Consider the following 25689-nt stretch of genomic DNA (forward strand, 5'->3'; position numbering starts at 1 on the left):
AATGGGCTCATCATAACCCATTGCTTTTTTTTGTTTTATACGCGGTCTTTGATTTCTTGCTGCAAACGACTTTTTAACTCTTCCAATCCCTCAACACTCTGTTCTTTGGAGTGACGACGTCTGATGTTCACTTGACGAGCTTCTCTTTCTTTTTCTCCAACTACAAACATATAAGGCACTTTCTCTACTTCTGCTTGGCGAATTTTATATCCTAGTTTCTCATCACGATCATCGAGTTTCACTCGAATACCTGCATCTTTTAATTGACGGGTCACTTCTGCTGCATAGTCAAGGAATGCTGGAGAAACTGGGATCACTTTTCCTTGTACTGGTGCGAGCCAAAGCGGGAAGTCACCCATATGGTATTCGGTTAAAAATGCAACAAATCGCTCCATTGTTCCAACTACTCCACGGTGAATAACGACCGGACGATGTGCCTGTCCATCGGTACCAATGTATTCCAACTCAAATTTGTTAGGAAAGTGAAAATCCAATTGTACCGTTGACAACGTTTCATCTTTCCCTAGTGCAGTCTGAACTTGAACATCTAATTTTGGACCGTAAAAAGCAGCTTCGCCTTCTGCTTCCACATATGGCAAGCTCATTTCATCCATTGTTTCTTTTAACATACGTTGGGAAACATTCCACATCTCATCGTTATCAATATATTTTTCCGTATTTTTTGGGTCACGATAAGATAAACGGAAGAAGTAATCTTTGATCCCAAAAACACGATAAACTTCTTGGATTAATTCGACAACTCGTTTAAATTCTGATTTGATTTGTTCTGGCAAACAGAAGATATGGGCATCATTTAAGGTCATCGAACGCACACGCTGCAGGCCAGAAAGTGCTCCAGACATCTCATAACGATGCATGGTACCTAGTTCTGCTACACGCAATGGTAAGTTGCGGTAACTGCGTCTTTCACTCTTATAAATCATCATATGGTGAGGGCAGTTCATGGGACGTAATACCAATTCCTCATTATCCATTTTGATCGGAGGATACATATCTTCTTGATAATGATCCCAATGACCAGAAATCTTATAAAGCTCGACATTTGCTAGATGTGGAGTATACACATGGTCATAGCCAAGACTTTCTTCTAAATCAACAATATAACGCTCGATCTCCCGACGAATTTTTGCACCGTTTGGCAACCACAAAGGTAAGCCTTGCCCAACTTCAGGAACGAGGGAGAAAATACCAAGTTGACTGTTTAATTTACGATGGTCTCGTTTTTTTGCATCCTCCAAGCGTTCTAGGTATGCATCGAGTTCAGACTGTTTTTCCCATGCGGTTCCATAAATACGTTGAAGCATTTGGTTATCTGAGCTACCTCTCCAATACGCACCCGCAATAGTGAGTAGTTTAAATGCTTTTAGTCGTCCAGTAGAAGGCACATGAGGTCCACGACAGAGATCAAAAAACTCTCCTTGTTCGTAGATGGTAATCTCTGCATCTGCTGGCAAGTCACGAGTGAGTTCCAATTTGAGATGATCCTTCACTTCTTCATATTTTTGGATCGCTTCTTCTCTTGAGACTACCGTCCGGACAAACGGAATATTTTCTTTGACGATCTTTTTCATTTCTGCTTCAATTTTAGGTAAATCTTCTGGCGTTAAACGCACCGCCAGATCAATATCATAATAAAAACCATCTTCAATAACAGGTCCAATCCCTAGTTTCACATCAGGGTACAATCGTTTTAATGCTTGAGCCATCAAGTGAACCGTACTATGACGATAAACATCTAAACCTTCTTTATCATCCAAAGTTACTATTTTGACATCCGCGCCATCTGGCACTTCTCTGCTAAGATCGACAACTTCTCCATCAATAACACCCGCGATCGCTTTCTTTTGTAATCCTTTGCTAATCGAACCTGCAACATCGTTTACTGTAACTTTTTCCTCATAGGTGCGTTCTGATCCATCTGGCAACTTTACTAACATGCCCTTTCACTCCTTTTCAACTAAAAAAACGCTACATCCCAAAAAGGGACGAGCGTTTGATCTCGTGGTTCCACCCTACTTCAACTTAAAAAATAAGTCCTCATAAGCACAAATAACGGTGTGTAGCCGGAGATAGATACTTATTTTCCCTATCTCTGCTCAGAGGTGGTACTGTTCTTTCAAGGGGGTGAAGGGGTTTTCAGCCGACGGCCCCTATCTCTTATCACCATTGACAAGAAAGCATATCCTCTTCGTAGCAATTTCAAAAAGTTGTCTGCATTATAACCAAAGATAAGCTCACAAGTCAAGTGTTTCAGCTGTTTCACATGCATTGCAGCCTTTGCATTTGACCAAACGAGACTCAAAAATTTGCGTCAAGGTACGAATGATGTTTTCTTCCGCAAATTTGCTGTGCAATACAATTTTTTCTGGGGCAATCGTGAGCAAGGTACTCACAATTAAATCTTCATGCGAAAACGAATGCTCCACAATCTCTTGCAAGGTTCCGCCATCGTTTAATTGCAAGGCTTTTCCTTGTTCATCAACCAATTCGAATTCTTTTACTCCACGATGCATGATGTGCACCATATCCATTTTGGATCCTTGCACTGAGACAAAATATTTCAATAGTGAAATAAAATCTTGATATTCTTGATCCAATAAAAATTGATCTACTGCATCATGGACACATTTTGCCAGTGCAATTCGATAATGTTCCAATCGAAAACACACATATCCATCAACAGCAAGAAGTTTGGATTCACGCAAAAAATGAAAGATAGGTTTAGCCAAGCGTTCCGATCGTTTGTTGTAGGGTGTTCGAAAATAAGTATGCGTATTTTTTTGAAATAGTCGATTGGTATGTACTTTAATTTGCTCTATTTCGCGATCATAATATTGCGGATAGTGTTTTTGAATGGCATTTTTGATTAAATCCTCTTCAAAATACGTGCACATATACCTAGCGATTTCCTCACTAATTGCACGTCTGACCTCGCGTTCTTGTGATCTTCTCTTCAATCTGCACTGAATCGTGTAAAAATAACGATCCGCTACGCTTTTTTCTACAATTTCACAAGGTACATCTAATTTTTCCATACGGTCAGGCAATTGCATGAGATGATGAAACAAACCAGTAGTCTGATAAGCATTTGCTTGAGGTATGCTGATGGTAAAATCCATCTTTGCACCCCTTTCTGTCTGGTGTATCCTGCTTTAGTATATGGGAAACATTTAGCAGGTATACATTGGAAAAAAAGAATATACCGAGACAGACATACGAATGACTATCAACCTACAATATACATTTTCCCTAGTAAATACACATAACCAACACATGCAATAACAAGTGTTGCACGACCTAAAACTTTATCCGTCTCTCTCCCCGTGCGCACTTTAAGCCCAATCTGTTTCATCCCGATTTTTTTGGGATAAGGCCAAAGAAAAGGAACACCAGCTACCGTAAACGCATCCGCTAACAAATGGGAAAAATACCCTGCGGCTACAGCATAGAGGTATTCAGGTAGTGCCAGATAAATAACCACTAAAACATATGCCATTCCTATGAAAGAATGGGTTACACTACGATGCGGAACATAAGCCACTCCTGCACAATAAAGACCAGATAACAGCACCCATAGCGGTAACTGAGCAAAATACCAGAAGAGACAAATCATAACTCCTACACTTGCAAGTGCTAAGGAACGCCATTTTCGATTTAACGAAGAAAATAACCATTTATTGATCTTACTACCATCTTCATCGATATCAGGTAACATCGATGCTGCCGCAGCTATTGCTACCGTTGTCGTGAGTGTTAAAAAATTATCACTTGTGGCAAATCCAACTGCTACTCCTGTTGCTAAACCAATTCGTAGATGTGTTTTTCCTTGCATGATGCCATCCTTTTTATGTAGAATTTGTGAACTATTCTTATGATAGTACACTTTTCTTACAGATGGTAGTAGTGCTGGATAAATCCATAATCTCGGTACTCTTTCAAACTATTCATGTAGTTTGGTAGAAATAATCTAAGATTTTTCAGAAAAGCATTTACATACTGTGCGTGACACAGTATGATGTGGTCATACAGTATAGAAAGGGGAGATATATTATCGAATACGAGAATTTCGCAAAAGAAATGAATAGAGGTTATTTGCAGTTACTTGTAATGGTATTGCTTCAAGAATCAATGTATGGTTATCAAATTGTTCGAGAACTCGAAAAAAGAAATTATATCATTGAAGAAAATACACTCTATCCCCTTTTAAGAAGGTTAAATAATAAGAAAATACTACAAAGTAATTGGGAAATTGTAGAAGGAAAACCGAGGAAATACTATCAAATCTCTGAGGATGGCAAAAAAGTATTGGAAAAACTTATTGATATTTGGCTACGTCAAAATCAACTACTAAAAAATTTATTAGGGGGCAGTAAAGATGTTTAAAGCAATAGACATTTACTTGAATGAGGTGAAGTTTTATCTTGTCAGCAAAGATAAGGTGGATATTTTAAAAGAAATCGAGATTGCTATATTGGATAAATGCGAAAGGCAGTATGGGGAGATCACGGAGCAAACGATTGAAAAAGTACTCCAAAATTATGGTGATCCGAAGAAACTTGCTACTCAATATAATGATGACGATTATCACATTATTGATCCAAGTTTTAAAAATGCTTTATTTCTCTATACTGGAATTACATTCAGTTTACATTTTTTACTTTGTCTCTTCTCTTCACTAATATCTGATAAGGGTAGCATCTATATTTTCCCGTTTTTCTATATTCCAAGCTTATCCATTTATGAGTTGCTTCTTTTTATACCTGTTATTCTTTTAAGCGATCTTGGTGTAGTAGCAGTCGTTTTATATGTTTTAACTCGACAGAATAAAAAAATTAGTCTTCCTTTTGATTTAGAAAAACTCAACAAATCTGCACAAAAAAGTTTTGTGAGAAGTCATAATTTAATGCTAGCTATTCCAAAAACATTATTTTTATTACTTTTATTTATAATCCTTTGGAATAATAATTCTACCTATCAATTCGGAAAAAGTATTTCACTAAAATTCGCAAATTTACCTCAAATTGTTGTTATATTATTCTTTGTTTTAATAGTAGTGGAACTTGCAACAATATGGTTCGCATACTTTCATTCTTCTCCATATGTACATGTCATAAAAAATGTATTTCATAGTGCAGTTCGTATGATGATTTATGGAATATTGGCCCTTCAACCCTATGAGGAACTAAACAAATCCATTTCTAGTACAAATGCCACAGACATAGGTTACCTATTCATACTTATAGCACTACTCTCCGCTTATTCGATGGTCAAAAATATCATCATTATGCAAAGAATAAAGCTGGAGAAACCCGAAACAAATTCTTCCAATATAAATATTTGATCCCAATACGCACATTCCTATTATTTTAGCATCTCTTAAAGTCCATATTCTTTTATAGAAAGACAAATCAATTTTCATTTTTACAGAAATAGAACAAACCCCTTGAACAACATCTATGCTCAAGAGGTTTTTATACTGTCTATTTTCTATATGATTTAATTCTGCATCACAAAATCTTTATCCACTTGTTCTGTTCCATCAAATACATGTAATGTCTCATAACGAGTATTGCGCTGAGCAGGGATTTTACCCGCTTCACGAATAAGCTGCAAACAGAGATTGATGTTTACTTTGTACGTCGTCCCTGCAGCAGAAACCACATTTTCTTCCATCATCGTACTACCAAAATCGTTACAACCGTATTCAAGGGAAAGCTTTCCAATCTCAGGCCCCATGGTGACCCAGGAAGACTGGAAGTTTGGCACATTATCAAGCATCAGACGGGCAATCGCTACTGCTTTTAAATACTCTCTAGGTGTTAGTTTTTCACGTTTCATATTGGTGTTGTCTGGTTGGAATGTCCAAACGATAAACGCAAGAAAACCTTTGGTTTCGTCTTGTGCTTCACGAATACGCAAAAGGTGTAACACTCTTTCTTCCAAGCTTTCACCAAACCCGATCACCATCGTCGCGGTTGTTTTCATCCCTACTCGATGTGCTGTTTGCATCACATCCATCCAATCTCGCCACGAGCCTTTCAATCTACTGATTTTACGACGAGTTCGATCATCCAAGATTTCTGCTCCGCCACCAGGCAATGAATCCAGACCAGCCGCGTTCAACTCACGAATTACTTGTTCCAATGGCAATCCTGATACTTCTTGCATCTTTACAATCTCTGCTGGAGAAAAAGAGTGCATCGTGATATTAGGGAACTGCTGCTTAATTTTCTTAAGCAAGTCCGTATAGTAAGTAAATGGTAGGTTGGGATTGGTTCCTCCTTGCATCAAGATCTCGGTACCACCCACATCTTGTGTTTCTTTTATTTTTTGCAGGATTGTCTCATCTGGAAGAACATATCCTTCATCAGAATCAGGAGAACGATAAAAAGCACAAAAACGACAGTAAGTGTCGCATACATTGGTATAGTTAATATTTCTGCCTACTACAAAAGTAGTGATAGGTTCAGGATGGAGTTTTTTCATCACTTCATTGGCTGCAGCGCCAATTTTTTCTACTTCATCGCTTTCCCACAATGCTATGCCATCTTCTAAGGTCAGTCTCTGCCCATTTCGTACTTTATCTAATATATCGTCAATGTTCATCATATACACTCCCAAGCCTTTCTTTGCTAGGTGATTAACCCCATTTTAACATAGCTGAAACAAAATAATTGACAATGATTCTCAATGTTGATAGGTTTTTATTGGAACATCCATGTAGGGAGGTCGGAAATCATTCCGCTTTATACCGAAAACATCACGGTCCAATACCAAAATCATCTAGTAGTAGATCAATTGAATCTACAAATTCCGATAGAAAAAGTGACAGCTATCATTGGGGCAAATGGGTGTGGTAAATCCACGATTTTAAAAACATTGGCTCGTATATTAGAACCAACAGCAGGCGCTGTTTTTTTGGATGGCAAACAAATTCACAAAGAACCAACACGAAATATAGCAAAACAATTAGCCATCCTCCCTCAGCTACCTGAAGCACCTGAAGGTACAACAGTTAAAGAATTGGTTTCTTTTGGCAGATTTCCCCATCGTAAAGGGTTTGGCTATCTGAGCAAACATGACCAGCATATTATTGAAGAATCATTAGAAAAAACGCATCTTACTGAGTTCAAAGACAAACCTGTACACCAATTATCTGGAGGACAAAGACAACGTGCTTGGATCGCCATGGCAATTACACAAGAAACACCCTATCTCTTGTTAGACGAACCAACGACGTATTTAGACATTGCTCACCAGTTAGAAGTTCTGTCTCTCATCCAACAACTAAACAAAGAAGAAAAAAGAACCATCATCATGGTTGTACATGATCTTAATCATGCTGCTCGCTATGCAGATCACATTGTTGCTGTGAAAAAAGGACAAATCTACACGGAAGGTACTCCTTCTGATGTACTTACACATGATATGTTAAAAGATGTATTTGAAGTAAAAGCAAATATTATGATTGAACCACATACAGGACTGCCCACATGCATTCCTTATGAGAAGATATGAAAAAGTGGAGGGATAAAATCCCTTCCACTTTTTTGATTAGGAGATTAAAAGTATAAGACCTTTCATGCACACCACATTGCACTGATAAAAGTGTCAGTCTTCCATGATTATTAAATAAAGTTAGAAGTAATAGGATACAAATGACATACCATTTTCCATTGCAAAGTCTAGGGTACTATTAATAAAGGCTAAATTTCTCATCGAAACTCTTTTTCCTAACTGGACAACAGGATCTATTTGTTTCTCCAGTAATCTTTCACTAAATAAAAGTCCAATCGACTCCAATTTTTCATCCTCTGAATGGAAATTTGAGAAATGTTCATTGTATTCCTTCGTTGATAACATACTATCATATTGACTATCTAGATCCCATTTCCATCCATCTTTAAAGGTTCGAGATTGTACTTCTTGAAAAATAAGATCAGCAATAGACTCATCATGAATTCTTTTGAACAAAATATAATGTAGTGCAAACTGCCTAAGACGGAACAATTCATTTCTTACTCTATTACTGTCAACCTCGGGAAAGAGCAATTCAATTGCCGAAACAGCTTTTTCATCTTCCTGATTAGCATCAACCAAAAAATCATGATAAACCTTTGCAATTTCTATAATTTGCTGCTCCATAACATTACCTCTCATCCTTCCAAATAGCCTATTTTTCAAGATCATTCTTTTCGTCATTGTTAACTACATATCATTAATTATTTTATTAATTCTTATTCTTGTAAATAGTTTCTAGCGATTTTTTTAAATTTACAAATATACTCATTATTTGGATGTGACTACTATTATTTTTAAAATAAATACTTTTACACTTTGTTGTTTCTCTATCTTTACAAATGAGAGATAGTTCATATATGAACAAGACAAAGACAAACCAACATTGATTGCCCATGCCTTCCTCTTCAAATGGAATAAAACTATCTATTTTATTTTCAAATATTTCTCGATAAAGTTGACAGTGACATCGGAATCGAATAAATTATTACTACACCATATATTTCGAATTTTAAATATATGAATTCTAATCATATATTCACCTAAAATAGAGAGGAGAAACCTTATGTATGGCTTTATAATGGGGATACTTTCTGCATTTTCATTTGGAACAGCGGATTTTCTAGCTGGTATTACTAGTCGTAGAATAGGAAGTTATACAACCTTATTTTATATGCAGTTAGTTGGTGCGATTGGGCTAAGTATTTATTTGTTTTTTAGCGGAGATTGGAGTATCTTCATCAATCACATGGATGCCGTTGGCCTTGCCATGCTATTTATGGGAATTGATGTAATTGGCATTCTTTGTTTGTATCAAGGATTAGCAAAAGGTAACGTATCCGTAGTCGCTCCGATCACTTCTAGCTTTGCAGCAATTACGGTAATCTTAGCAATTATTTTTGGTGAACGTCCTTCTTTCATCACAATAGCAGGGATCATCTTATCTATTGCTGGGGTAATTTTTGCTTCACTACGATTTAATACAGCTGCAAGTACAAAAACAACGAATCCATCAAGCGGGATACTATGGGCAATTCTTGCAGCTCTGTTACTTGGAATCGCATTTTTTGGTCTCAAATATCCGACGGTAGAAATTGGTCCGTTTATGACAGTTTGGATTGGACGTTTACAAGCGGTTATTCTATTGCCTCTCCTTCTTCTGATACCCAAACGTCAATGGGTAATACCCCAATTAAAAGAAGCAGGTTTGCTACTATTAGTAGGGATATTTGATGTAATTGCAATCATTAGTTATAATTTGGGGCTAATGCAAGCAGATACCACAATCGTGGTTACTTTGACATCCCTTTTTGCAATCGTCACGATTATTTGGGGAGTAGTGGTTTTAGCTGAGCGAATGATTTGGAATGAAGCGGTCGGCATTGTCTCCATACTCATTGGATTGGTTCTCATTTCTCTGTAAATGAAATGTAATTCCTCTTTGTAACATTGACAATAGGAATTACCAAGGATAGGATAAAATCATCAAACATTTCGATTTCGAATTAATGGATGGAAGGAGATGTCGAGATGAACGATGATCCTACACTGAAATTATTTATTGTACTCTCTCGGGCATACAAAAGCGTAATGGAACATTCCCAAAGCGATGCTTCCCGTCATGGTTTGAGTTTATCTGAATTTTGTGTTTTGGAACTGTTATATAGCAAGGGACCTTTCTCATTAAAAGAAATCGGCGAAAAAATATTATTGGCAAATGCAAGCATTACTTATGTAATCGATAAATTAGAGAAAAAAGGTTATTTACTTCGCCAGCCAGATCATAAGGATCGTAGAGTCGTCTTTGCAAGTCTCACCGCAGAGGGGCATCGATTGATGCAACAAGCTTTGCCAGAACAGTTTATTGCTTTGCAAAAAGCAATGGATGGATTAACAAATGAAGAAAAACGCAACTTAATTCAGTTGCTGAAGAAATTAGGAATAGAAGCAAAACAAAAACTCAAATAATTTTTTGAGATATATTTCGAATTAGTAATTTATTATATTGAATTATATTTCTAGAAGGAGTGGGCTATTTTGAAAAAAGTATTATACATTACTGCGAATCCAAAACCGATCCAACAGTCCCTTAGCTTACAAATCGGGAAAGCATTTATTGAAGAATATCAACACAATCATCCAAAGGATGAAATAACAAGAATTGATGTCTTTCATCATGACATACCATTGGTTGATGAAGAAATTTTAGAGTATATGGATAAGACAAAACAAGGTTGGATCATGGATCAATTCTCGCCTCCTATCCAAAATAAAATGAGAAGGTTTAACCGCCTAACGGAACAATTTATAGACACTGATTTATATGTATTTGTTTTTCCTATGTGGAATTTTGGGATACCTCCATTGCTAAAAGCATATGTAGACACGTTTAAAGTGGCTCGAAAAACATTTCAATACACACCGAATGGGCCAATAGGACTTTTAAATAACAAGCAAGCTGTATTGATTCAGTCACGAGGAGACCAATATTCGTCTGGAATAAACATAGAATATGACCACAGTGTGCGTTACCTACAATCTGTGTTGTCTTTTATTGGCGTCGAGCAAATCGAAACCATCATTGCAGAAGGTACCAATTTGGGCAGTGTGGATCATGATGGATTAAAGCAAGAAGCCCTTCAACAAGCCATACAAATCGCTAGATCGCTTTAATATTTATACAACAATGACAATTAAAACCAAAACATATACTAAAAAAGGTGAATCCAAACAAGATTCACCTTTTTTATATAGTGGGTATAAGAGTAAGAAATATACGATTACACCTTCATACGGAGTACTCTTTTCAAATGACTAGTTTTATTGATAGACTCATCCAGCGATCCAAAAGTAATGCTGTTGTTATGGATAAGACCCCTATCAGTAAAAGCTCAGGCTCGGTATCAGTCTTCGATTGCTTGGTAGACCGTGGTCCAGAAGTCTTGGATAAGGTGCGCTGAATCTGGAGTGGACATCCCAACCTGGGTGAACAGAATTCCGGTGAGTTGTTTGTCTGGATCAGCATAAGCTGCAGTGCCGGTTCCTCCATCCCAGCCGAACTGACCGATAGATGCGTAGTCTCCGAGGTAGGTACGCACCGCCATCCCAAAGCCCCAGCCGCCTTGTATCCCTTGTCCAAACGACAAATGGACGTTGTTTTTGGCCAAGTCGTCTCGGTATGTTTCCCTCTCAGCGCGGATGACCGTCACGCAATGGACATACAGGTTTTCACCGGAATCTCATGTAACAGGTCATCGCTAAAACCACCGACATCCTGACCCACTACATCCAACACATCCTTTCCCTCTTTTGCATTTGATTCAAACAGTCCTAGTACATCGGTTAGCGCTTTTAATATAGCCATGGTAGAGTTCGTGTCGGATGCAAAAGTCAATAAGTAATTCTCTATCTCATTCATCACGATCTGATAATCCCTTGGCAAAGCATGAATCCGTTTTTTGTACCTTTTATATTCCGCTTTTTCTTCTTTCCATCCCGCTCCTGTAACCAAATCTTTTAAAGTCGAAAAAATATTTCCCATCCTAATTCTCCTTTGTTTCACTTATTTTTGATGCGATTAACTCCCATTCGTGTTTCGTGTGTAAAATTTTCGCGGCCCACTGATTTTCTTGAGTGAGTACCCCATCTACTAAGTATCACTCAATACTTCTATATAGCAATACTTAGTAGATGGCCATATCAATAGAAAGATATATTTTTTTGGAGAGATTATCGTTATCTTCCTTTACCAAGCTTTTTACGAATATTTTCGTTCAACTGTTCTCTTCTCTTTCTGATCCAAGTTTGCACTGGAAGCTCATGTAACAGGTCATCGCTAAAACCACCGACATCCTGTCCCACTACATCCAACACATCCTTTCCTTTTTTTGAATTTGATTCCAACAATACTAATTCATCGGTTAGATTTCTAAATATGACCATGGCAGAGTCATGGTCGGATGCAAAGTTCCATAAGAAATTCTCCTTTTCATTCATCACGATCTGATAATCCTTTGGTAGAGCATTTATCCGTTTTTTGTACCTTTTATATTCTGCTTTTTCTTCTTTCCATTTGGTTAAGGTCGAAAAAATATTTCCCATCTTAATTCTCCTTTAATTCGCTTATTTTTGATGATATAAAATCCCATTCTTGTTTCATGTGTAGAATTTTCGCAGCGCTCTGAATTTCCGAAATGAGCACCCTTTCTAATCTGTATCACTCAGTACTTCTATATAGTACTACTGAGTAGTAAGCCATGTCAATAGCCGGATTTATTTTTTTGGAGAGATTATCGTTATTTTCCTTCACCAAGTTTTTTACGAATGCTTTCGCTCCATTGTTCTTTTCTTTTTCCTGTCCAAGTTTGTCCTTCCAGCTCATGTAACAGGTCATCGCAAAAACCACCCACATCCTGACCCACTACATCCAGCACATCCTTTCCCTCTTGAGCGCTTGATTCAAATAGTTCCAGTACATCTCTTAGCGCTTTAAATATGGACATCGTAGAGTCTTTGTCGGATGCAAAAGTCCATAAGAAACTCTCCATCTCTTTCATCACCATCTGATAATCCCTTGGTAAAGCATTCATCCGTTTTTTGTATCCTTTATATTCCGCTTTTTCTTGTTTCCATCTCGCCCCTGTAGCAATATGCTTTAAAGTCGAAAAAATATTATTTTCTATCATAAAACTACTTTGTACAACTTAGTACTTCTACATAATAATACTAAGTAGATAGAGTGTCAATAGTCTGATTTATTTCTTTTCTTGAAATGGGTGGATTAGAAGCTCATTCTTGAAGACATATAGGAATTTCGCCATTTTATGAACAAAATTGCAGATCATCAATGATAGGTAGCTAATCTCATGAAGCAGGAATACTACCATTCATTTTCCATTCAACCAAACATTCTTTTCGTTCCTATTTTTATTTGCGATTGTCATTTGTATTTCTAATGATGGTTCGTCGTTCAGTTGCTAGTTCTACCCCTTTTTGTTATTAACTTGACACAAGGTGACATATTTAAGGTTCATAATGGGTAGTAGATCAACATAAAGGGGAACAAATGATGAAACGAAAAATAGTTTTAGATTTAGCAGTTACTTTAGATGGTTTTATTGAAGGGAAAAACGGGGAAGTTGATTGGTGCATTATGGACTCTGAGATGGGGTTTATTCATTTCTTAAATCAAATTGATACTATTTTGTATGGAAGAAAAAGCTATGATTTATGGGGACAGTTTACTCCAGAAATGGAACATAATGATACGGAAAAAGAAATTTGGGAATTAGTTCACAGTAAAGAAAAATATGTGTTTTCCAGGACACAAAAAGGAACGGATAATAGAGTAATATTCATAAATGATAATATTCCTGAAGAAGTAAATAAATTAAAGAATAAGCCTGGTAAAGACATCTGGCTATATGGTGGAGCAAGTCTTATTACAACTTTTATCCATTTAGGGCTTGTTGATGAATTTCGATTATCTGTTCACCCTGTTATTTTGGGAGAAGGAAAACCGTTGTTTATGGATATTAAACAGCGGTTGAATTTGAAAATGGTCCATACAAGAAAGTTCGCCTCTGGCGTTGTGCAACTAATCTATCAGGTGAATAGAAAATAAAATGGAAAAAACAAAGAGCGCAGCTGCGCCCAAAAACTGATCAGTTATCACTGGTCAGGCTTTTTTGTTTTGTTCTTCTCTAGTATTGCTTACAGCACACGATCGTTCATGCAACAGATGGCCATTCCAACTACTCGAATTGAAATTTCCACTGAAAACTTCAAAGGTGTTGCAGTCGGAGCTTTTAAATCCGCAAAGAAACAATCAATTCGTCCGATACACAACCTCCAACATAATGGGAGCAGCGGATTCTAATTCAATAGGGATTCCACTATCTTCTTCATCATCATCCCCAAAGATCGGCTCCAAATGATCGATCAGGCGCACGACAAGCGTGATATGCGGTCGTGGCAGCATACCTGTATCTTCAGGAGGATCATGGTGGATGATATCCATCACCGCGACATATGTCTCAGGAATATGGACAAGACAAGTGTCATCCACTGCCAAATGATGAGGCATAGGATCTGTATAATACAGTCCCCACAACCATTCATATGAATCTGGATCTACCGGAAACGCCACTTGACCATTCCAATGATACTTGGAATGAGGATCAATCTTCTCCCAAGGCCAATCAATACTTATATGATAGCGTCTAACATCTACTACCTGTGCAGCAGCTGGTGAACAGGTCACTCGTAATATATCTCCCACTTGATAGTCTGCATTTCCTACCAACTTCTCTGTCTTGTTTGGCTTCCACGTTCGATACTCTTCTATCAATTTTTGAGCATACCTTGCTGCTGCCTCTATCTCGATCATTGTTGGTTTTTTTTGCATCGAAAAACTCCCTTAATGTTGGTCCATACTAGCATAATTGCTTTAAACTTTCTATGTCCAACTTTATCAGGGGTGAATATGCATTTTTTTATACACTAACCGTCAAACAGACTAGTGAAATAAAATGCCTGTTAAAGGCGACGATTCCATATCTATACCCATTCTATTAATCGATAACTCATTATTAACATATAAATATGAATATTTTAATTTTTATTGACAATACTTAGCCCGCATTAGTACGATAAAAGGAACTATCCGATCTCCTCCCCCAAGGAGTTGCAAGATGATCCTCAAGCTTGTAGCAGGGCTGTTCGCAGTAACGGCAGTGGCAATGCATCTGTACAAGAAGAAGCACCCCGACTGGATGTACATCACCAACTGGGTTCAAAAAGGCTACGACTTCCCGCGTAAGGTCCTCATCCCAGGTGCGGCCTCGACGTCATTCGTCTGCCTGTTCTTCAGCTTCTTCAGCTGATCCTTGTGTTCATCTGCTAGATCGGACTGCCCACCCCACTACAACGTGAGGTGGGCAGTCGCATTTATACTTCTTGAACAATGATCTTTTTTGACCTTGAACTACCTAACAAATCCCGTTACTTGCTTGCCACATCATTCAAAGGAGCAGCAAAGATATCATAATTTTTGCCGATGACGATAGTTTTATCACCTAAATCCAATATTTTCGAGTCGAGGATATCGATCTCCAGTCTTTTTTCATCCGACAACTGTAGGACTACTTTGATCACGTTTCTCTTTTTCTCTTTCATTTGTAATGATTCATCCAAATAACATTCTACTTTCGATTCAGTCGGACTCACTGTAAATTTAGTTTTATCGTAAAATCTATACATTTTCGTTCTTTTCACTTCACTCATAAAGTTAAATACTTTATTGCTTTCTCCTTCGATAACAAGCCGCAAAGACATTCAGTAACACGCTCCTTTTCAAATTCTCTTCTCCTACTAATATCTTAAGAAAATTGTAAAAATTTATCAATGTCAATATTTAATTCTTTCTATACCGCAATCTTTATTCATTGTTTTTATTTTGGAAAATATTTGGTAAAATTACGGTATTAACAATCGATCAACACCGCAATGGGAAAAGAGGTCTGTCGGTGAGGAAGGATATTATTGGTGCTGTTTTAGTTGAAGAAAGAAAGAAACAAGGAAAACGTATTTTGGATGTCGCAAATGAATTGGGGATTGGAAGTACAACCATCAGCAGTATGGAACGGGGACTTCCAACTGTTGCCGATGAGAAGTATATAGACTATGCCAAGCTACTCGGAAAAGCAGAAGAATTATTCGGTATCGAGGAAGAGATGAAAAAAAGAGAACGGTTCCTGATGGAAGAACTACAGCATATGGAAGATATTTTAACTGGAAACCCATGTATGGCTTTAGAAGAGATTGAGAGCTTTCCAGATCTGCAAATGTTCCAGGATGTATCCGTATTTGCTACTTTCCTTCGAGGGAGAATTGCCTTTGAGTTGAAGCGATGGAATAAAGCAAATAAGTTGTTACTAAAAGCATTAACGAATTTAGACCAATGCCCTCGATTGGCAGCTTCTAACCTTCGTTCTATTTGTTTAAATGATCTTGGTAGACTCGCCTTTTATGATAGCGATTACAAAACAGCGCTCGGTTACACTGAACAAGCGATTGATGCATTTGAAGATGAAGGAAACAGAAAATACTATAAACCCTATCTTTATTTGAACCAAGTCATCTATTTAGAAGAACTAGGTAGAGACGAAGAAGCATGCCATGTATTGGAGTATTTGTATAACAATAAAAATCAATTCAAAGCAAATTTAACGGTAACGATTCAAATACATGAGCAATATTCTAACTTACTTATGAAGTCAGGATCACCTCTTAAAGCTTTAGAGTATGCTCAAAATGGATTAAAAATCGCATGGGAAAACAGGGAATATCGCCGACTCTTTTCCATCTGGTCTATTATGGGAGATATATTTGTCATGCTAGGAAGAGCAGAAGAAGCAAAAAAACGATATCAAAAAGCTCTATCTTTAAGCAATTACGTATTAGACAGCCCTGCTCGTATTGGTCAAACAAACTTCGAATATGGTAAATTACTCCTTCGAATGGATGATCATACTAAAGCAGAGGAACAACTTCTTCTTGCCGTTAAATATTTTGAAAAATCAACAGAAAATGATTCTTATCTCATAGAATCATTGATAAATCTTGGTCGTTTAAAAGAAAAAAACCAAACAAATAACTCAAAGGAAATATTCCAAATGGCAGATGAACTTCTTTCTAATAGTAAGGATATGAAGAATACTTCTGTTGACATCTTTATTGGTATGTGTGATTTTTATGAGAGAAATGGTGATAAACAAAAATTTCATTATTACCAAAACTTGATGTATCAAACTTTAAAAAGGAGTGTCTAATATGAAATCATTATCAGGTGGAAGAAGGAATGATGGAGATCCTGTAGGATAAGGAGGCCCAAACATGAATATACACTACGATGGTGGAAGAAATGATGTAGATCCACTAGGTTAAAAATGAAATTTCAAAATAATAGAAAAACACTATGTACTTAACGAACTATCTTTAAGATAGTTCTTTTTTATTGTAGTTAGGAGGTTGTCCATTTGATTGATATAGAAGCTTTTTTATTAGGCCTCAAGCCATCCTTATGTGGAAAATGCAAGGTGGGTATGGGATCACTACATAGAAGAAGAGGACATGCAAATCCTTGTGGGAATGCATTTCTATCCAGTTGAAAAGTTTGATATCGATCGAGTAAATGAGATTAGATCTATTAAAAATTTGAGTGTGATAGCATAACCGTTGGAGACATACCATCAACGGTTATATTTACTAATAAGGAGGAATATCTTTGTCAAAAATGAGTTAATTGATGCGTTTTTATCTGGATATAAACCTAGTCATTTCACAACTACAGCGGCAAAAATCAACAGAGAACTTTCTCAATTAGGTGATTATCCCTATTTAGATAAAGGTAGAATAGCCGCGGACGAAAAATGCTATTTGTTTTTTCAAAATGAACAAGCTAATGTCTGAATGATTGAGCTCCTAATCCAGTTCCAATCTCCAATCCCAGTCAGGCTTCTCTCTTATTTTCTCCATGAATTCTTCTACAGAAAGGATCAAGCCATGGTTATTGTCTATCCAAATGTTTTTGTTCCAAGACTCATCCAAAAACACTTTTTTTAATATTTGAATGGGTTTATATGCTACTAAGATAAAATTCATCTGATTAAGACGTATTGGTATATCGATTAATTCTCCTTCTTCATATTCATTCATTAGTTCCGCAGTAATAGCCGCACTTTGTTGATACCAAATATATCCATTTTCGTATTTAACTGTATATTCTCTTTCTTCCGGATCATCCCAAGTTTTTATCGAACCACTGTGGGATAATTTTTTGATATCCTTTAATCCAAAATCTTTATCACCAATGAGAATAATACTTTGCATTTCCATCACCCCTTACCTTTGGTTCTTATACCATATCAAAATTCTCCGGTTTTTCCTTGAGTTTTCATTCTTTTTCTACTATATCATCGTTCAGTACCTCAGTCGCAAGATGCCGGTTCTAGTCAAAAGAAAGAACCGCCAAAGACAATAATACAACTATTCCAATAAGTATTATCACTTATTTATATATAAAAACAACCACCATCAATCGACAGATTATCCTTCGATAAAACGATTCTTTACCCCCTCTAGCATGTATTACACTTATCGATTATGATGAGAGCAACACTGGTTTTAGAAGGGAATATTTCAGGTCATGCTACCTAAGATTCTCCTCCTCGTCATTGCCGTTATCGTTATTGGCGTCGTGTTGAGGACCCTGATGAAGACCCCGGCAACCATTCGGCGAATGGACTCCATTCCGTATGAACTCATGCGTCTGAAGCGAGAAATCCGCCGTTGATAAACCAGAACGTGTGTGTCAGAACGTAGACTCATACGCCACGACGGACTGCACCTCCTCTCATCCGAGTAGAAGGAGCAGTCTGTCGCTCGTTTTTCGTCGTATCTTCCTACTTGCCAATAAAAAATTTCTCATCCGAGTATAGCTTGAAAGAAACAGCCACCAAAGCATTGTGTTATAGCTTCTATCCCGATACAATAATTGTTGTAACATTAGAAATAAAGTAGTAATTCATCTTCAGTTGCTATAGATGGCTAGCCTTCAAAAAACAATAGAAAGGAAAAAGGATAATGACTCCCGAAAAAGTCCCCCGTTAAGCCCGTGGTCCTCCGGTTCATTCGTGTGTATCGTACTTAAAAATGAGGAGAGAAGCACACATGAATGGACCTGCGAAAATGATAAGAAGTGAACGTTTGAAGATCATTGATGAAATCAAAGATCGCATCATGGAAAAATACAATTCAAAGGTAAAGGCAATCGGAGTCTATGGATCAGTTGCCCGCTGTGCAGATGGTCCCTATTCGGATATCGAAATACTATGTGTTCTTTCCACTTCAGGAGAATCCTTTCGTTCCGAGTGGACCACAGGTAACTGGAAAGCGGAAGTGGATTTCGATAGCGGGGATGTTGTTTTGGAACATGCAGAAACCGTAGAAAATGACTGGCCTCTTACCCATGGGATGTATGTAAACCTGCTTCCGTTGTATGATCCAGATGGTTTTTTTACCAAAGTTCGCAAAGTGGTACAATCACCAAAGAAAAAAGATTTCCAACATGCCATATCTTGCCTACTGATCGAAGATTTGTTTGAAACGGTGGGAAAATGGAGAAATATTCATTTGCACGGCCCCAAAGAATACCTTCCATCTCTGGCCATCGATGTTGCTCGATACGGAGCAATGTTAGTTGGATTGCATAACAAAACAAATTTTTCAACTAGTGCACAAGTTTTACCTGAAGCACTGCGATTACCTGACCGTCCTGCCGGATTTGATGCCCTTTGTAAACTTGTCCTATCTGGACAGTTACATGATTCAAAAGAAATCATACAGACATGCGAAAATTTTTGGACTGGGGTTTTGGATTGGGCGATGAAAAATAACTACACCATTATCCATTCTGAAAAGATCCCTTTTTAATTACTCCATACTCCCTTTTCCACTGTGTGAAATCTGTCATTACATTTGTATAAAACACCTTTCAAAAAAAGAAAGCATCCTTGCGTTCTGCAAGGATGCTTTCCATTTCCCCCTATTTTATCAAAATGCTGAAAAGAAATTATTGCTATGCATGGAATGACTCCCACCAATGATAATGGACATAATTTCTATATATTTTTTTACCCAACACCAACCTATTGTAATTCAGCTACTCCAACACTTTAAAATCGCGCTGTGTGAATCTTTCAGTTGACTTTTTGGTTATTCTTAGAATTACCTGCATAATCGAAAAGTGGTTTGCTAAGTTTGAATTCAAAGGCTTCTCTGTCAACTCTGCCAACACTCAAGTTGCTATCATAAAGCTGCAAAAGAAAATTGGCTATTTCATCGCTTGTATGGTATCTACTAAATATTTTGTCATAGTCATACTTGCTCGTATTGTTTGCTACTTTTCCAAATTCAGTTTTGGTTGCTGCTGGTGCTAAAACTTTAGCTTGTAATTTTGCATTGGCTTCTTTCAGTTCACGGGCCAACCCTTCAGTAAATGCACTGACAAAAAACTTGGTAGCACAGTAGGTAACAGCCGTTGGCACGATTGTATATCCACCAGCTGAAGATATATTGATTAGTTGTGTACCTTCCACGTCTCTATAATCACGTACATACAAGGACGAAAAGATAGTTAGTGCTTCCACGTTTAGACGCAACATCATTTCCATCTTTTCTAAGTTTTGATCGGACACACTGTCATAGCTGCCGAAACCTGCATTATTGATCCATGTTTCAATTTGATACGGATTTAACTCCTGATAGAGTTGATGAGCGTTTTGACTGACGGATACATCGACTGCTTTTATCACAATATCCAGCTCAGGAACCTCCTGCAAGATTTCGCTTTTCAGTTCGTTTAGATTGTTTTCACGGCGGGCTACAAGTATCATATTTTTCTTACGTTTTGCGAAAACCTTAGCTGTCGCATAACCTATACCAGAGCTCGCTCCAGTAATAACTGTATATTTCCCCTGTGTATCCATTCAAATCTTCCCCTTTAACTTGGCATACTTATCCCGATATATATTGGCAGCAAAATAAGTTCAAACGTGTTCGTTCTCATTCTTCACATTTGTGCGACGTTTCATTTGGATATGTTTGGGCGAAGTTTGGTTCCGCTTCGCATCCTTATTATGCAACAAATGAGGAGACGACCGTTATCTCGATCTTCTCAAATGATTGCCTAATCCTCTCATCGCCATTTCGTTATGTAAGAATATAAATTATGATGGAACTATCGAGTATGAAGGGACAAGGAGGATCTTATGTCTGAACAACTACATAAACAACAGGATGAGCTTGCCAAACTCATGGAACGTTATTCAGGACGGGATGGTGTTCATACGACTGCAATTCCGTCTTTATTTTTCACTCGTCAATCTAATGTTACTGGATCCAATTTTGGAGTTTACAATCCTTCCTTTTGCATTGTCGTTCAGGGTGTGAAGGAGGTATTGCTGGCACAGGAGCGATTTAGATACGGTCCTGCGGATTACCTTGTTGCATCCGTTAACCTGCCAGTTACCGGCCGAGTCATGGAAGCCTCTCCCAAAGTTCCGTATCTGTCTCTTAAACTGGAATTTACTCCGAGTCAAATCTTAGAAATTTTAAGCGATTCTGAAATTCGAATTAGCCAGAAAGAAAACACTAAGCGAGGTATGTTTGTCAGCCAGTTGGATTTATCTTTATTAGATGCGGTAATCAGATTAGTTCGTTTACTAGACAACCTTAAGGATATCCCGGTACTTGCTCCTCTCTTCACGAAGGAAATTCTTTATAGGATTCTGCAAGGACAGCACGGGGTTGTGCTGGGACAAATTGCAATAGAAGGAAGCAGTACCAAACGAATCAGAAACGTTATCGAACATATCATGAATAACTATGATACTTCTTTTCGAATCGAAGAACTTTCAGAAATAGCAAATATGAGTACTGCTTCGCTCCATAGACACTTTAAAGAGGTAACCGCTATGAGCCCTATTCAATTCCAAAAACAATTGAGATTGCAGGAAGCAAGGCGTCTGTTATTATCCGAGTCAACAGATGCCGGGGATGTCGCATTCCGGGTAGGTTATGAAAGCCCATCACAATTCAGCCGTGAATATTCCCGAATGTTTGGTTTTTCACCTATACAAGATATAAAACGCTTGAGAGCATAGACTCATGAATCTCCTGCTAAACAAAAGTTCAAATAGGGAATGAAATTATCCATTAGTTTGGGATACATCACGAAACCGAAACAATCGTACGCTAATCATTTTTCCACATAGAAAACCGGGCCCTTTACGCTATAAGGGAACCCGGTTTTCGTAATCACAGCTCTATTAAACTCAACTAATGTTTCTCATTCGTTGAGTATTTCTTAATCAATTAGAATTACAAATGCAAGTCCATTTCGGGGTAAGAATCATCCCCTTCATTTTTACTTTGTTGCTGTCTCTTCTTTTTGTACTGCTTCTTTCTTCCCAATAAAGAAGGAAATCACAAGCGCAAAAATTGCCAGCCACATCGAAATATAAAATACATCATCCATCGCTTGTACGGTGGTGTGTACCTGGATTTGACCTGAAATGTATCCAAGTGCAGACGCTTTGGCTTCAGTGAAACTTTGGCCAAGTCCCATGTACGCACTTTGGATCTGTTGGACGATTCCTTGTGAGAAGCTGGAAAAGACATTGTACTGATCAGCATAGTTGGCACTATGAAAAACTTGACGATTGGACAACAGCAACGTTGCCCATGCGATCCCAAAAGAAGCTGCTACTTGGCGGATGGTATTGCTGAGTGCTGTAGCTTGAGCAACCAGATGATTGGGGACAGCATTCATCCCTGCCGTCGATACAGGCATCATGACCAATGAAATACCAATCCCACGCAAGATCAACCAAAATGCAATCGTCGAAAAAGATGTGTTCACATCCAATTGTGTAGTCAAGTGCAAGGAATAAACCGTAATCGCCATTCCAATAACTGCGAGCCAACGAGCACCAATTCGATCAAATAACATTCCTGCTACTGGCATCATGAGTCCTGTGATCAGTGCCTGAGGCAAGAGCAATAGACCCGTTTGCAAGGCCGTGAGTCCTGCGATGTTTTCCAAAAAAATAGGGAACAAAAACAATGGTACAAAGAGAATAACACTCGTCAAACTCGTGATGATTTGTGCAACCGTAAATACAGGAATCTTCAGCAATCGCAAGTCGAGCATCGGATTTTTCTTCACCCACTCGATGGCAATAAAGATGAGCAAGGAAACAGAACCTACCCCAACAAAGAATAACACTTCATCATGGCCCCAACCTTTCTCTGGAACCAATCCTATTCCATAAAGCAGAGTAGAAAAACCAATGGTCGAAGTAATAAAACCAGTAACATCAAATTTCCGATCCACACGATGATCCAATTCTTTAAAGCTGACCATCGCAATAATCGTAGCTACCACACCAATCGGTACATTGATAAAAAAGATGAGCCGCCAATCCATGTATTGAATGATATATCCGCTCAATGTAGGACCAATCGCTGGGGCAAACATGATGGAAATTCCAAACAATCCCATCGCTTGTCCTCTTTTTTCTTTTGGAAATAACCGAAAGATCATAGCTTGCGAGACAGGCATTAAGGCTCCTCCGCCAATTGCCTGGATAATGCGAAATAGGATCATCGATTCGTTGCTCCATGCCAAACCACAAAGCAAAGAACCAAGGGTAAACACAACCAAAGAGAAAATAAAGATTTTCTTAAAACCAAACTTTTCCGTAATGTACCCAGTAACCGGAATAATGGTTCCTACTACCAACGTATAGGAAGTAACTACCCATTGTATCTCTTTGGTATCCACACTAAAAACAGCCATCATTTTTGGTATCGCAACGTTTACAATACTTGTATCCAAAATAGCCATAAATACAGCTATGATCGTCACCGAAAGAACCAAGCGTTTGCTTTGACCTTCTGGCATCGCTCTCCCTCCTTTCCCTTTCCCTTTGAAACTTATCTGCTAATTTTCACGGTTGCATTTAATCCAGGAATCAATTTATCTCCACCATCAAGAGAGATTTTCACAGGTACCTTTTGTACTACTTTGGTATAGTTGCCGCTTGCATTGTTTCCTGGGAGCATAGAGAAAATGGAAGTGGTAGCTTCTCCTACTTCTTCGACCTTTCCTGAAAACTCATTCCCTGAAAACGCATCAACCATTACCTTTACATCCGCGCCGACTTTGATATCCTGTAGATCCGTTTCTTCAATATTTGCTGTAACATACAGTTGAGCTAATGGCGTAGTCATCGCTAGGGGAGTACCAGCTGCCACCACTTGACCAACAGCTCCTTTGCTTTGCAATACCGTACCATCGGCTGGTGCTACTACTTGAACGACGGTTCCTGCCGGATCAGCAGATTGGATGCTCGCTATGACATCCCCTTTTTTCAACTCTTGGTTATTTTTGATATTCCACTCTTTGATAGTTCCGTTAACTGTAGCAGTAACGGTGCTAATATCACCTTGGACTTTTGCTTCTTCCGTCGATATGTAATTCATTGATTCATTGGTATAAAATAAAACTCCTGCACCAGCAGCAATGACAATAAGGGCAACAAGCACACTGACAATAATGGAATTTTTCATTTGTTCTTACCTCCTACAAGGGCTTATGGTCAAACAGACAACATCTTTTTCAAAATCAATAGAAATATCTCTTTTTCTGTTTCTGTTAAATTTTCTAATAATTGCTCGCAAATTTTGGCGCGTTTTTGACTTAATTCCTCTACTATTTTCTTTCCGCCTTCTGTTAGGCTCACCCACACCACTCGACGATCTTCCTGATCTCGGATTCGTTCTACATATCCTCTGTTCTCCAAACTTTTAATTGCCAATGAAGTAGCACCAGAAGTAACACAGGTTTCCTGAGACAAATCGTTCACCGTTGATTTACCTTTGCGATAAAGATATACAAGAAACCAAAACTTTGCTGGCGAAAGATCAGATTGAAGGGATAATTTACTGAATTGCTTTCCGAATAGCATGAAAACCTCATTCATTTCTAGATTTAATGAACGATGATTTCCAGTCAATCTCTTCACCTCCAAATAGTTAATCTATAAAATATCTTTCCGAAAAAGATATTACACTAAAAAAAGATAACTTTCATATATATAATAGTTTTATTTGTGTCAATATTATGAAACAGATAGCAAACTTGCTAACCACTGGATTCTGTGTATAATTCTAGGTAATGATATATAAGAAACGTTTTCTAGGGTTCCGCAACTATTATGTTGGTCTGGTCCGAGAGAAAACTCACAGCAAAGCTGTGTCACGGAAGGATAAAAGCCTGGGAGATAACTGGTTAACAGTGATCACTCAGGCTTTTTTTGTTTTTGCTTATTCTACAAGGAGGGATTGAAAATGAAGGCAACATGGACTTCTGTATTCATCGCAGCTCTATTTGAAGTTATTTGGGTCATTGGGTTGAAACATGCTGATAGTATTTTAGCTTGGATCGGAACCATCCTTTCTATTATCATCAGCTTTTACCTGATGATCATGGCCGGCAGAAAAATAGCAGTGGGCACAGTATATGCTGTTTTTGTAGGTTTGGGTACCGCTGGCACTGTTTTATCGGACATCTTATTTTTTGATGAACCGTTCCAAGGAGAAAAGCTATTTCTCATCTTCTTGTTACTACTTGGTGTAATTGGTTTAAAAATCGTCACGAAGGAATCGACACAGAAAGGAGAAGAACGATAATGGCATGGATTTCTTTGATTATCGCCGGCCTCTTTGAAATGTTTGGTGTCCTCATGATCCATAAGGTTCATAAAAATCCGAGCTGGCGGTCTATGTTTCTTCTAATTATGGGATTTGGGCTGAGTTTTCTCTTTCTTGCGTTCGCCATGAAAACCCTGCCGATGGGAACAGCCTATGCGATTTGGACAGGGATAGGCGCATCTGGCGGCGCTATTTTAGGGATGATCTTTTTCCGTGAATCAAAAGATTGGAAAAGAGTTGGTTTTATTGCCATGGTTTTAGGAGCTACCATTGGTTTAAAGTTGATCGGCTGATTATTATATCGTTCCAACT

28 protein-coding genes, 1 pseudogene, 1 riboswitch and 1 other annotated feature are annotated in these 25689 nt (G+C 38.0%); of the genes and pseudogenes, 13 read left to right on the forward strand and 16 right to left on the reverse strand.

What is annotated here, in order from left to right:
* Positions 1-35: 35 nt before the first annotated feature.
* The 3 genes from thrS to A3GQ_RS0113360 form a co-directional block, all read right to left on the reverse strand.
* Entirely contained in the window at positions 36-1958 is a 1923-nt protein-coding gene (gene thrS, locus A3GQ_RS0113350) for a threonine--tRNA ligase (RefSeq protein ID WP_028777470.1), read from the reverse strand.
* A gap of 41 nt (positions 1959-1999) precedes the next feature.
* Positions 2000-2222 (reverse strand) — a binding site (T-box leader).
* Positions 2223-2255: 33 nt separating this feature from the next.
* Entirely contained in the window at positions 2256-3140 is an 885-nt protein-coding gene (ytxC, locus tag A3GQ_RS0113355) for a putative sporulation protein YtxC (protein WP_028777471.1), read from the reverse strand.
* Positions 3141-3247: 107 nt separating this feature from the next.
* Positions 3248-3853, reverse strand: a complete 606-nt coding sequence (locus tag A3GQ_RS0113360; protein ID WP_028777472.1) for a metal-dependent hydrolase — start codon at positions 3851-3853, stop codon at positions 3248-3250.
* Between the two features lie 260 nt (positions 3854-4113).
* Here A3GQ_RS0113360 and A3GQ_RS0113365 point away from each other — a divergent pair, with 260 nt between their 5' ends.
* Both A3GQ_RS0113365 and A3GQ_RS0113370 read left to right on the forward strand, forming a co-directional pair.
* The gene (locus A3GQ_RS0113365) at positions 4114-4404 is read left to right on the forward strand and encodes a PadR family transcriptional regulator (RefSeq protein ID WP_211227735.1); all 291 of its coding nucleotides are present in this window, start codon (positions 4114-4116) and stop codon (positions 4402-4404) included.
* Positions 4397-5362 carry a hypothetical protein gene (locus tag A3GQ_RS0113370; RefSeq protein ID WP_028777474.1) on the forward strand — a complete coding sequence of 322 codons (966 nt, stop codon included), beginning with the start codon at positions 4397-4399 and terminating at the stop codon, positions 5360-5362. The genes A3GQ_RS0113365 and A3GQ_RS0113370 overlap by 8 nt, the downstream gene beginning before the upstream one ends.
* Before the next feature lie 155 nt (positions 5363-5517).
* Here A3GQ_RS0113370 and mqnC read toward each other — a convergent pair whose 3' ends face one another.
* Positions 5518-6630 (reverse strand): cyclic dehypoxanthinyl futalosine synthase, encoded by a 1113-nt coding sequence (gene mqnC / locus A3GQ_RS0113375; protein ID WP_028777475.1) that lies wholly within the window; start codon positions 6628-6630, stop codon positions 5518-5520.
* Positions 6631-6711: 81 nt separating this feature from the next.
* Here mqnC and A3GQ_RS24430 point away from each other — a divergent pair, with 81 nt between their 5' ends.
* Positions 6712-7539: an ABC transporter ATP-binding protein gene (locus A3GQ_RS24430; RefSeq protein ID WP_051271785.1), complete on the forward strand. Its 828-nt coding sequence runs from the start codon at positions 6712-6714 to the stop codon at positions 7537-7539.
* A gap of 120 nt (positions 7540-7659) precedes the next feature.
* Here the strand turns inward: A3GQ_RS24430 and A3GQ_RS0113385 are convergent, their stop codons facing one another.
* Positions 7660-8166, reverse strand: a complete 507-nt coding sequence (locus A3GQ_RS0113385; protein ID WP_028777476.1) for a hypothetical protein — start codon at positions 8164-8166, stop codon at positions 7660-7662.
* A gap of 439 nt (positions 8167-8605) precedes the next feature.
* Here A3GQ_RS0113385 and A3GQ_RS0113395 point away from each other — a divergent pair, with 439 nt between their 5' ends.
* The 3 genes from A3GQ_RS0113395 to A3GQ_RS0113405 all read left to right on the forward strand — a co-directional run bounded on the left by A3GQ_RS0113395 (position 8606) and on the right by A3GQ_RS0113405 (position 10713).
* Positions 8606-9463, forward strand: a complete 858-nt coding sequence (locus tag A3GQ_RS0113395) for an EamA family transporter (RefSeq protein WP_028777478.1) — start codon at positions 8606-8608, stop codon at positions 9461-9463.
* A gap of 107 nt (positions 9464-9570) precedes the next feature.
* Positions 9571-10008 (forward strand): MarR family winged helix-turn-helix transcriptional regulator, encoded by a 438-nt coding sequence (locus tag A3GQ_RS0113400; RefSeq protein WP_051271787.1) that lies wholly within the window; start codon positions 9571-9573, stop codon positions 10006-10008.
* 69 nt (positions 10009-10077) lie between these two features.
* On the forward strand, positions 10078-10713 hold the full coding sequence (locus A3GQ_RS0113405; protein WP_028777480.1) for an FMN-dependent NADH-azoreductase: 636 nt from the start codon (positions 10078-10080) through the stop codon (positions 10711-10713).
* Positions 10714-10943: 230 nt separating this feature from the next.
* Here A3GQ_RS0113405 and A3GQ_RS0113410 read toward each other — a convergent pair.
* From A3GQ_RS0113410 to A3GQ_RS0113425, 4 genes and pseudogenes are all read right to left on the reverse strand, one after another.
* Positions 10944-11231, reverse strand: a pseudogene (locus A3GQ_RS0113410) (serine hydrolase); the annotation flags it as partial.
* Between the two features lie 14 nt (positions 11232-11245).
* Positions 11246-11581 (reverse strand): DUF1048 domain-containing protein, encoded by a 336-nt coding sequence (locus A3GQ_RS0113415; protein ID WP_051271790.1) that lies wholly within the window; start codon positions 11579-11581, stop codon positions 11246-11248.
* A gap of 194 nt (positions 11582-11775) precedes the next feature.
* Positions 11776-12141: a DUF1048 domain-containing protein gene (locus A3GQ_RS0113420; RefSeq protein ID WP_028777483.1), complete on the reverse strand. Its 366-nt coding sequence runs from the start codon at positions 12139-12141 to the stop codon at positions 11776-11778.
* A 194-nt stretch (positions 12142-12335) separates the two neighbouring features.
* Entirely contained in the window at positions 12336-12725 is a 390-nt protein-coding gene (locus A3GQ_RS0113425; RefSeq protein ID WP_051271793.1) for a DUF1048 domain-containing protein, read from the reverse strand.
* Between the two features lie 383 nt (positions 12726-13108).
* Here A3GQ_RS0113425 and A3GQ_RS0113430 point away from each other — a divergent pair, with 383 nt between their 5' ends.
* Positions 13109-13663, forward strand: a complete 555-nt coding sequence (locus A3GQ_RS0113430) for a dihydrofolate reductase family protein (RefSeq protein ID WP_028777485.1) — start codon at positions 13109-13111, stop codon at positions 13661-13663.
* Between the two features lie 204 nt (positions 13664-13867).
* Here A3GQ_RS0113430 and A3GQ_RS25745 read toward each other — a convergent pair whose 3' ends face one another.
* Entirely contained in the window at positions 13868-14446 is a 579-nt protein-coding gene (locus A3GQ_RS25745; protein WP_051271795.1) for a hypothetical protein, read from the reverse strand.
* A 286-nt stretch (positions 14447-14732) separates the two neighbouring features.
* Here A3GQ_RS25745 and A3GQ_RS0113440 point away from each other — a divergent pair, with 286 nt between their 5' ends.
* Positions 14733-14924: a hypothetical protein gene (locus A3GQ_RS0113440; protein ID WP_028777486.1), complete on the forward strand. Its 192-nt coding sequence runs from the start codon at positions 14733-14735 to the stop codon at positions 14922-14924.
* 118 nt (positions 14925-15042) lie between these two features.
* On the opposite strand, the gene A3GQ_RS0113445 is transcribed toward A3GQ_RS0113440, so the two are convergent.
* A complete protein-coding gene (locus A3GQ_RS0113445) occupies positions 15043-15375 on the reverse strand; it encodes a hypothetical protein (protein WP_028777487.1) in 333 nt (110 codons plus the stop codon).
* Between the two features lie 191 nt (positions 15376-15566).
* Here A3GQ_RS0113445 and A3GQ_RS0113450 point away from each other — a divergent pair, with 191 nt between their 5' ends.
* Positions 15567-16871, forward strand: a complete 1305-nt coding sequence (locus A3GQ_RS0113450) for a helix-turn-helix transcriptional regulator (protein WP_028777488.1) — start codon at positions 15567-15569, stop codon at positions 16869-16871.
* 652 nt (positions 16872-17523) lie between these two features.
* Here the strand turns inward: A3GQ_RS0113450 and A3GQ_RS0113460 are convergent.
* Complete coding sequence (locus tag A3GQ_RS0113460; RefSeq protein ID WP_028777489.1) at positions 17524-17931, reverse strand: hypothetical protein; 408 nt, start codon at positions 17929-17931, stop codon at positions 17524-17526.
* 840 nt (positions 17932-18771) lie between these two features.
* Between A3GQ_RS0113460 and A3GQ_RS0113465 the strand changes: the two genes are divergently transcribed.
* Complete coding sequence (locus A3GQ_RS0113465; protein WP_037464949.1) at positions 18772-19533, forward strand: ANT(4')-I family aminoglycoside nucleotidyltransferase; 762 nt, start codon at positions 18772-18774, stop codon at positions 19531-19533.
* Positions 19534-19799: 266 nt separating this feature from the next.
* Here A3GQ_RS0113465 and A3GQ_RS0113470 read toward each other — a convergent pair whose 3' ends face one another.
* On the reverse strand, positions 19800-20588 hold the full coding sequence (locus A3GQ_RS0113470) for an SDR family NAD(P)-dependent oxidoreductase (RefSeq protein ID WP_028777491.1): 789 nt from the start codon (positions 20586-20588) through the stop codon (positions 19800-19802).
* Between the two features lie 282 nt (positions 20589-20870).
* On the opposite strand from A3GQ_RS0113470, the gene A3GQ_RS0113475 reads away from it, so the two are divergent.
* Positions 20871-21764 (forward strand): AraC family transcriptional regulator, encoded by an 894-nt coding sequence (locus A3GQ_RS0113475; RefSeq protein WP_028777492.1) that lies wholly within the window; start codon positions 20871-20873, stop codon positions 21762-21764.
* 263 nt (positions 21765-22027) lie between these two features.
* Here the strand turns inward: A3GQ_RS0113475 and A3GQ_RS0113480 are convergent, their stop codons facing one another.
* Genes A3GQ_RS0113480 through A3GQ_RS0113490 form a run of 3 tightly spaced genes read right to left on the reverse strand, consistent with a single transcriptional unit; the run spans position 22028 to position 24680 of the window.
* Positions 22028-23566 (reverse strand): DHA2 family efflux MFS transporter permease subunit, encoded by a 1539-nt coding sequence (locus A3GQ_RS0113480; RefSeq protein WP_028777493.1) that lies wholly within the window; start codon positions 23564-23566, stop codon positions 22028-22030.
* A gap of 32 nt (positions 23567-23598) precedes the next feature.
* Positions 23599-24234, reverse strand: a complete 636-nt coding sequence (locus A3GQ_RS0113485) for an HlyD family secretion protein (protein ID WP_028777494.1) — start codon at positions 24232-24234, stop codon at positions 23599-23601.
* 29 nt (positions 24235-24263) lie between these two features.
* Positions 24264-24680 (reverse strand): MarR family winged helix-turn-helix transcriptional regulator, encoded by a 417-nt coding sequence (locus A3GQ_RS0113490; protein WP_028777495.1) that lies wholly within the window; start codon positions 24678-24680, stop codon positions 24264-24266.
* Positions 24681-24851: 171 nt separating this feature from the next.
* Positions 24852-24949: riboswitch (guanidine-I (ykkC/yxkD leader) on the forward strand.
* A 65-nt stretch (positions 24950-25014) separates the two neighbouring features.
* Here A3GQ_RS0113490 and A3GQ_RS0113495 point away from each other — a divergent pair.
* Positions 25015-25356: a DMT family transporter gene (locus A3GQ_RS0113495; RefSeq protein ID WP_028777496.1), complete on the forward strand. Its 342-nt coding sequence runs from the start codon at positions 25015-25017 to the stop codon at positions 25354-25356.
* Positions 25356-25670 carry a DMT family transporter gene (locus tag A3GQ_RS0113500; RefSeq protein WP_028777497.1) on the forward strand — a complete coding sequence of 105 codons (315 nt, stop codon included), beginning with the start codon at positions 25356-25358 and terminating at the stop codon, positions 25668-25670. Before A3GQ_RS0113495 ends, A3GQ_RS0113500 begins: the two co-directional genes overlap by 1 nt.
* Positions 25671-25689: the final 19 nt, after the last annotated feature.

Source organism: Shimazuella kribbensis DSM 45090 (assembly GCF_000428065.1).
Taxonomy (GTDB): Bacteria; Bacillota; Bacilli; order Thermoactinomycetales; family Thermoactinomycetaceae; genus Shimazuella; species Shimazuella kribbensis.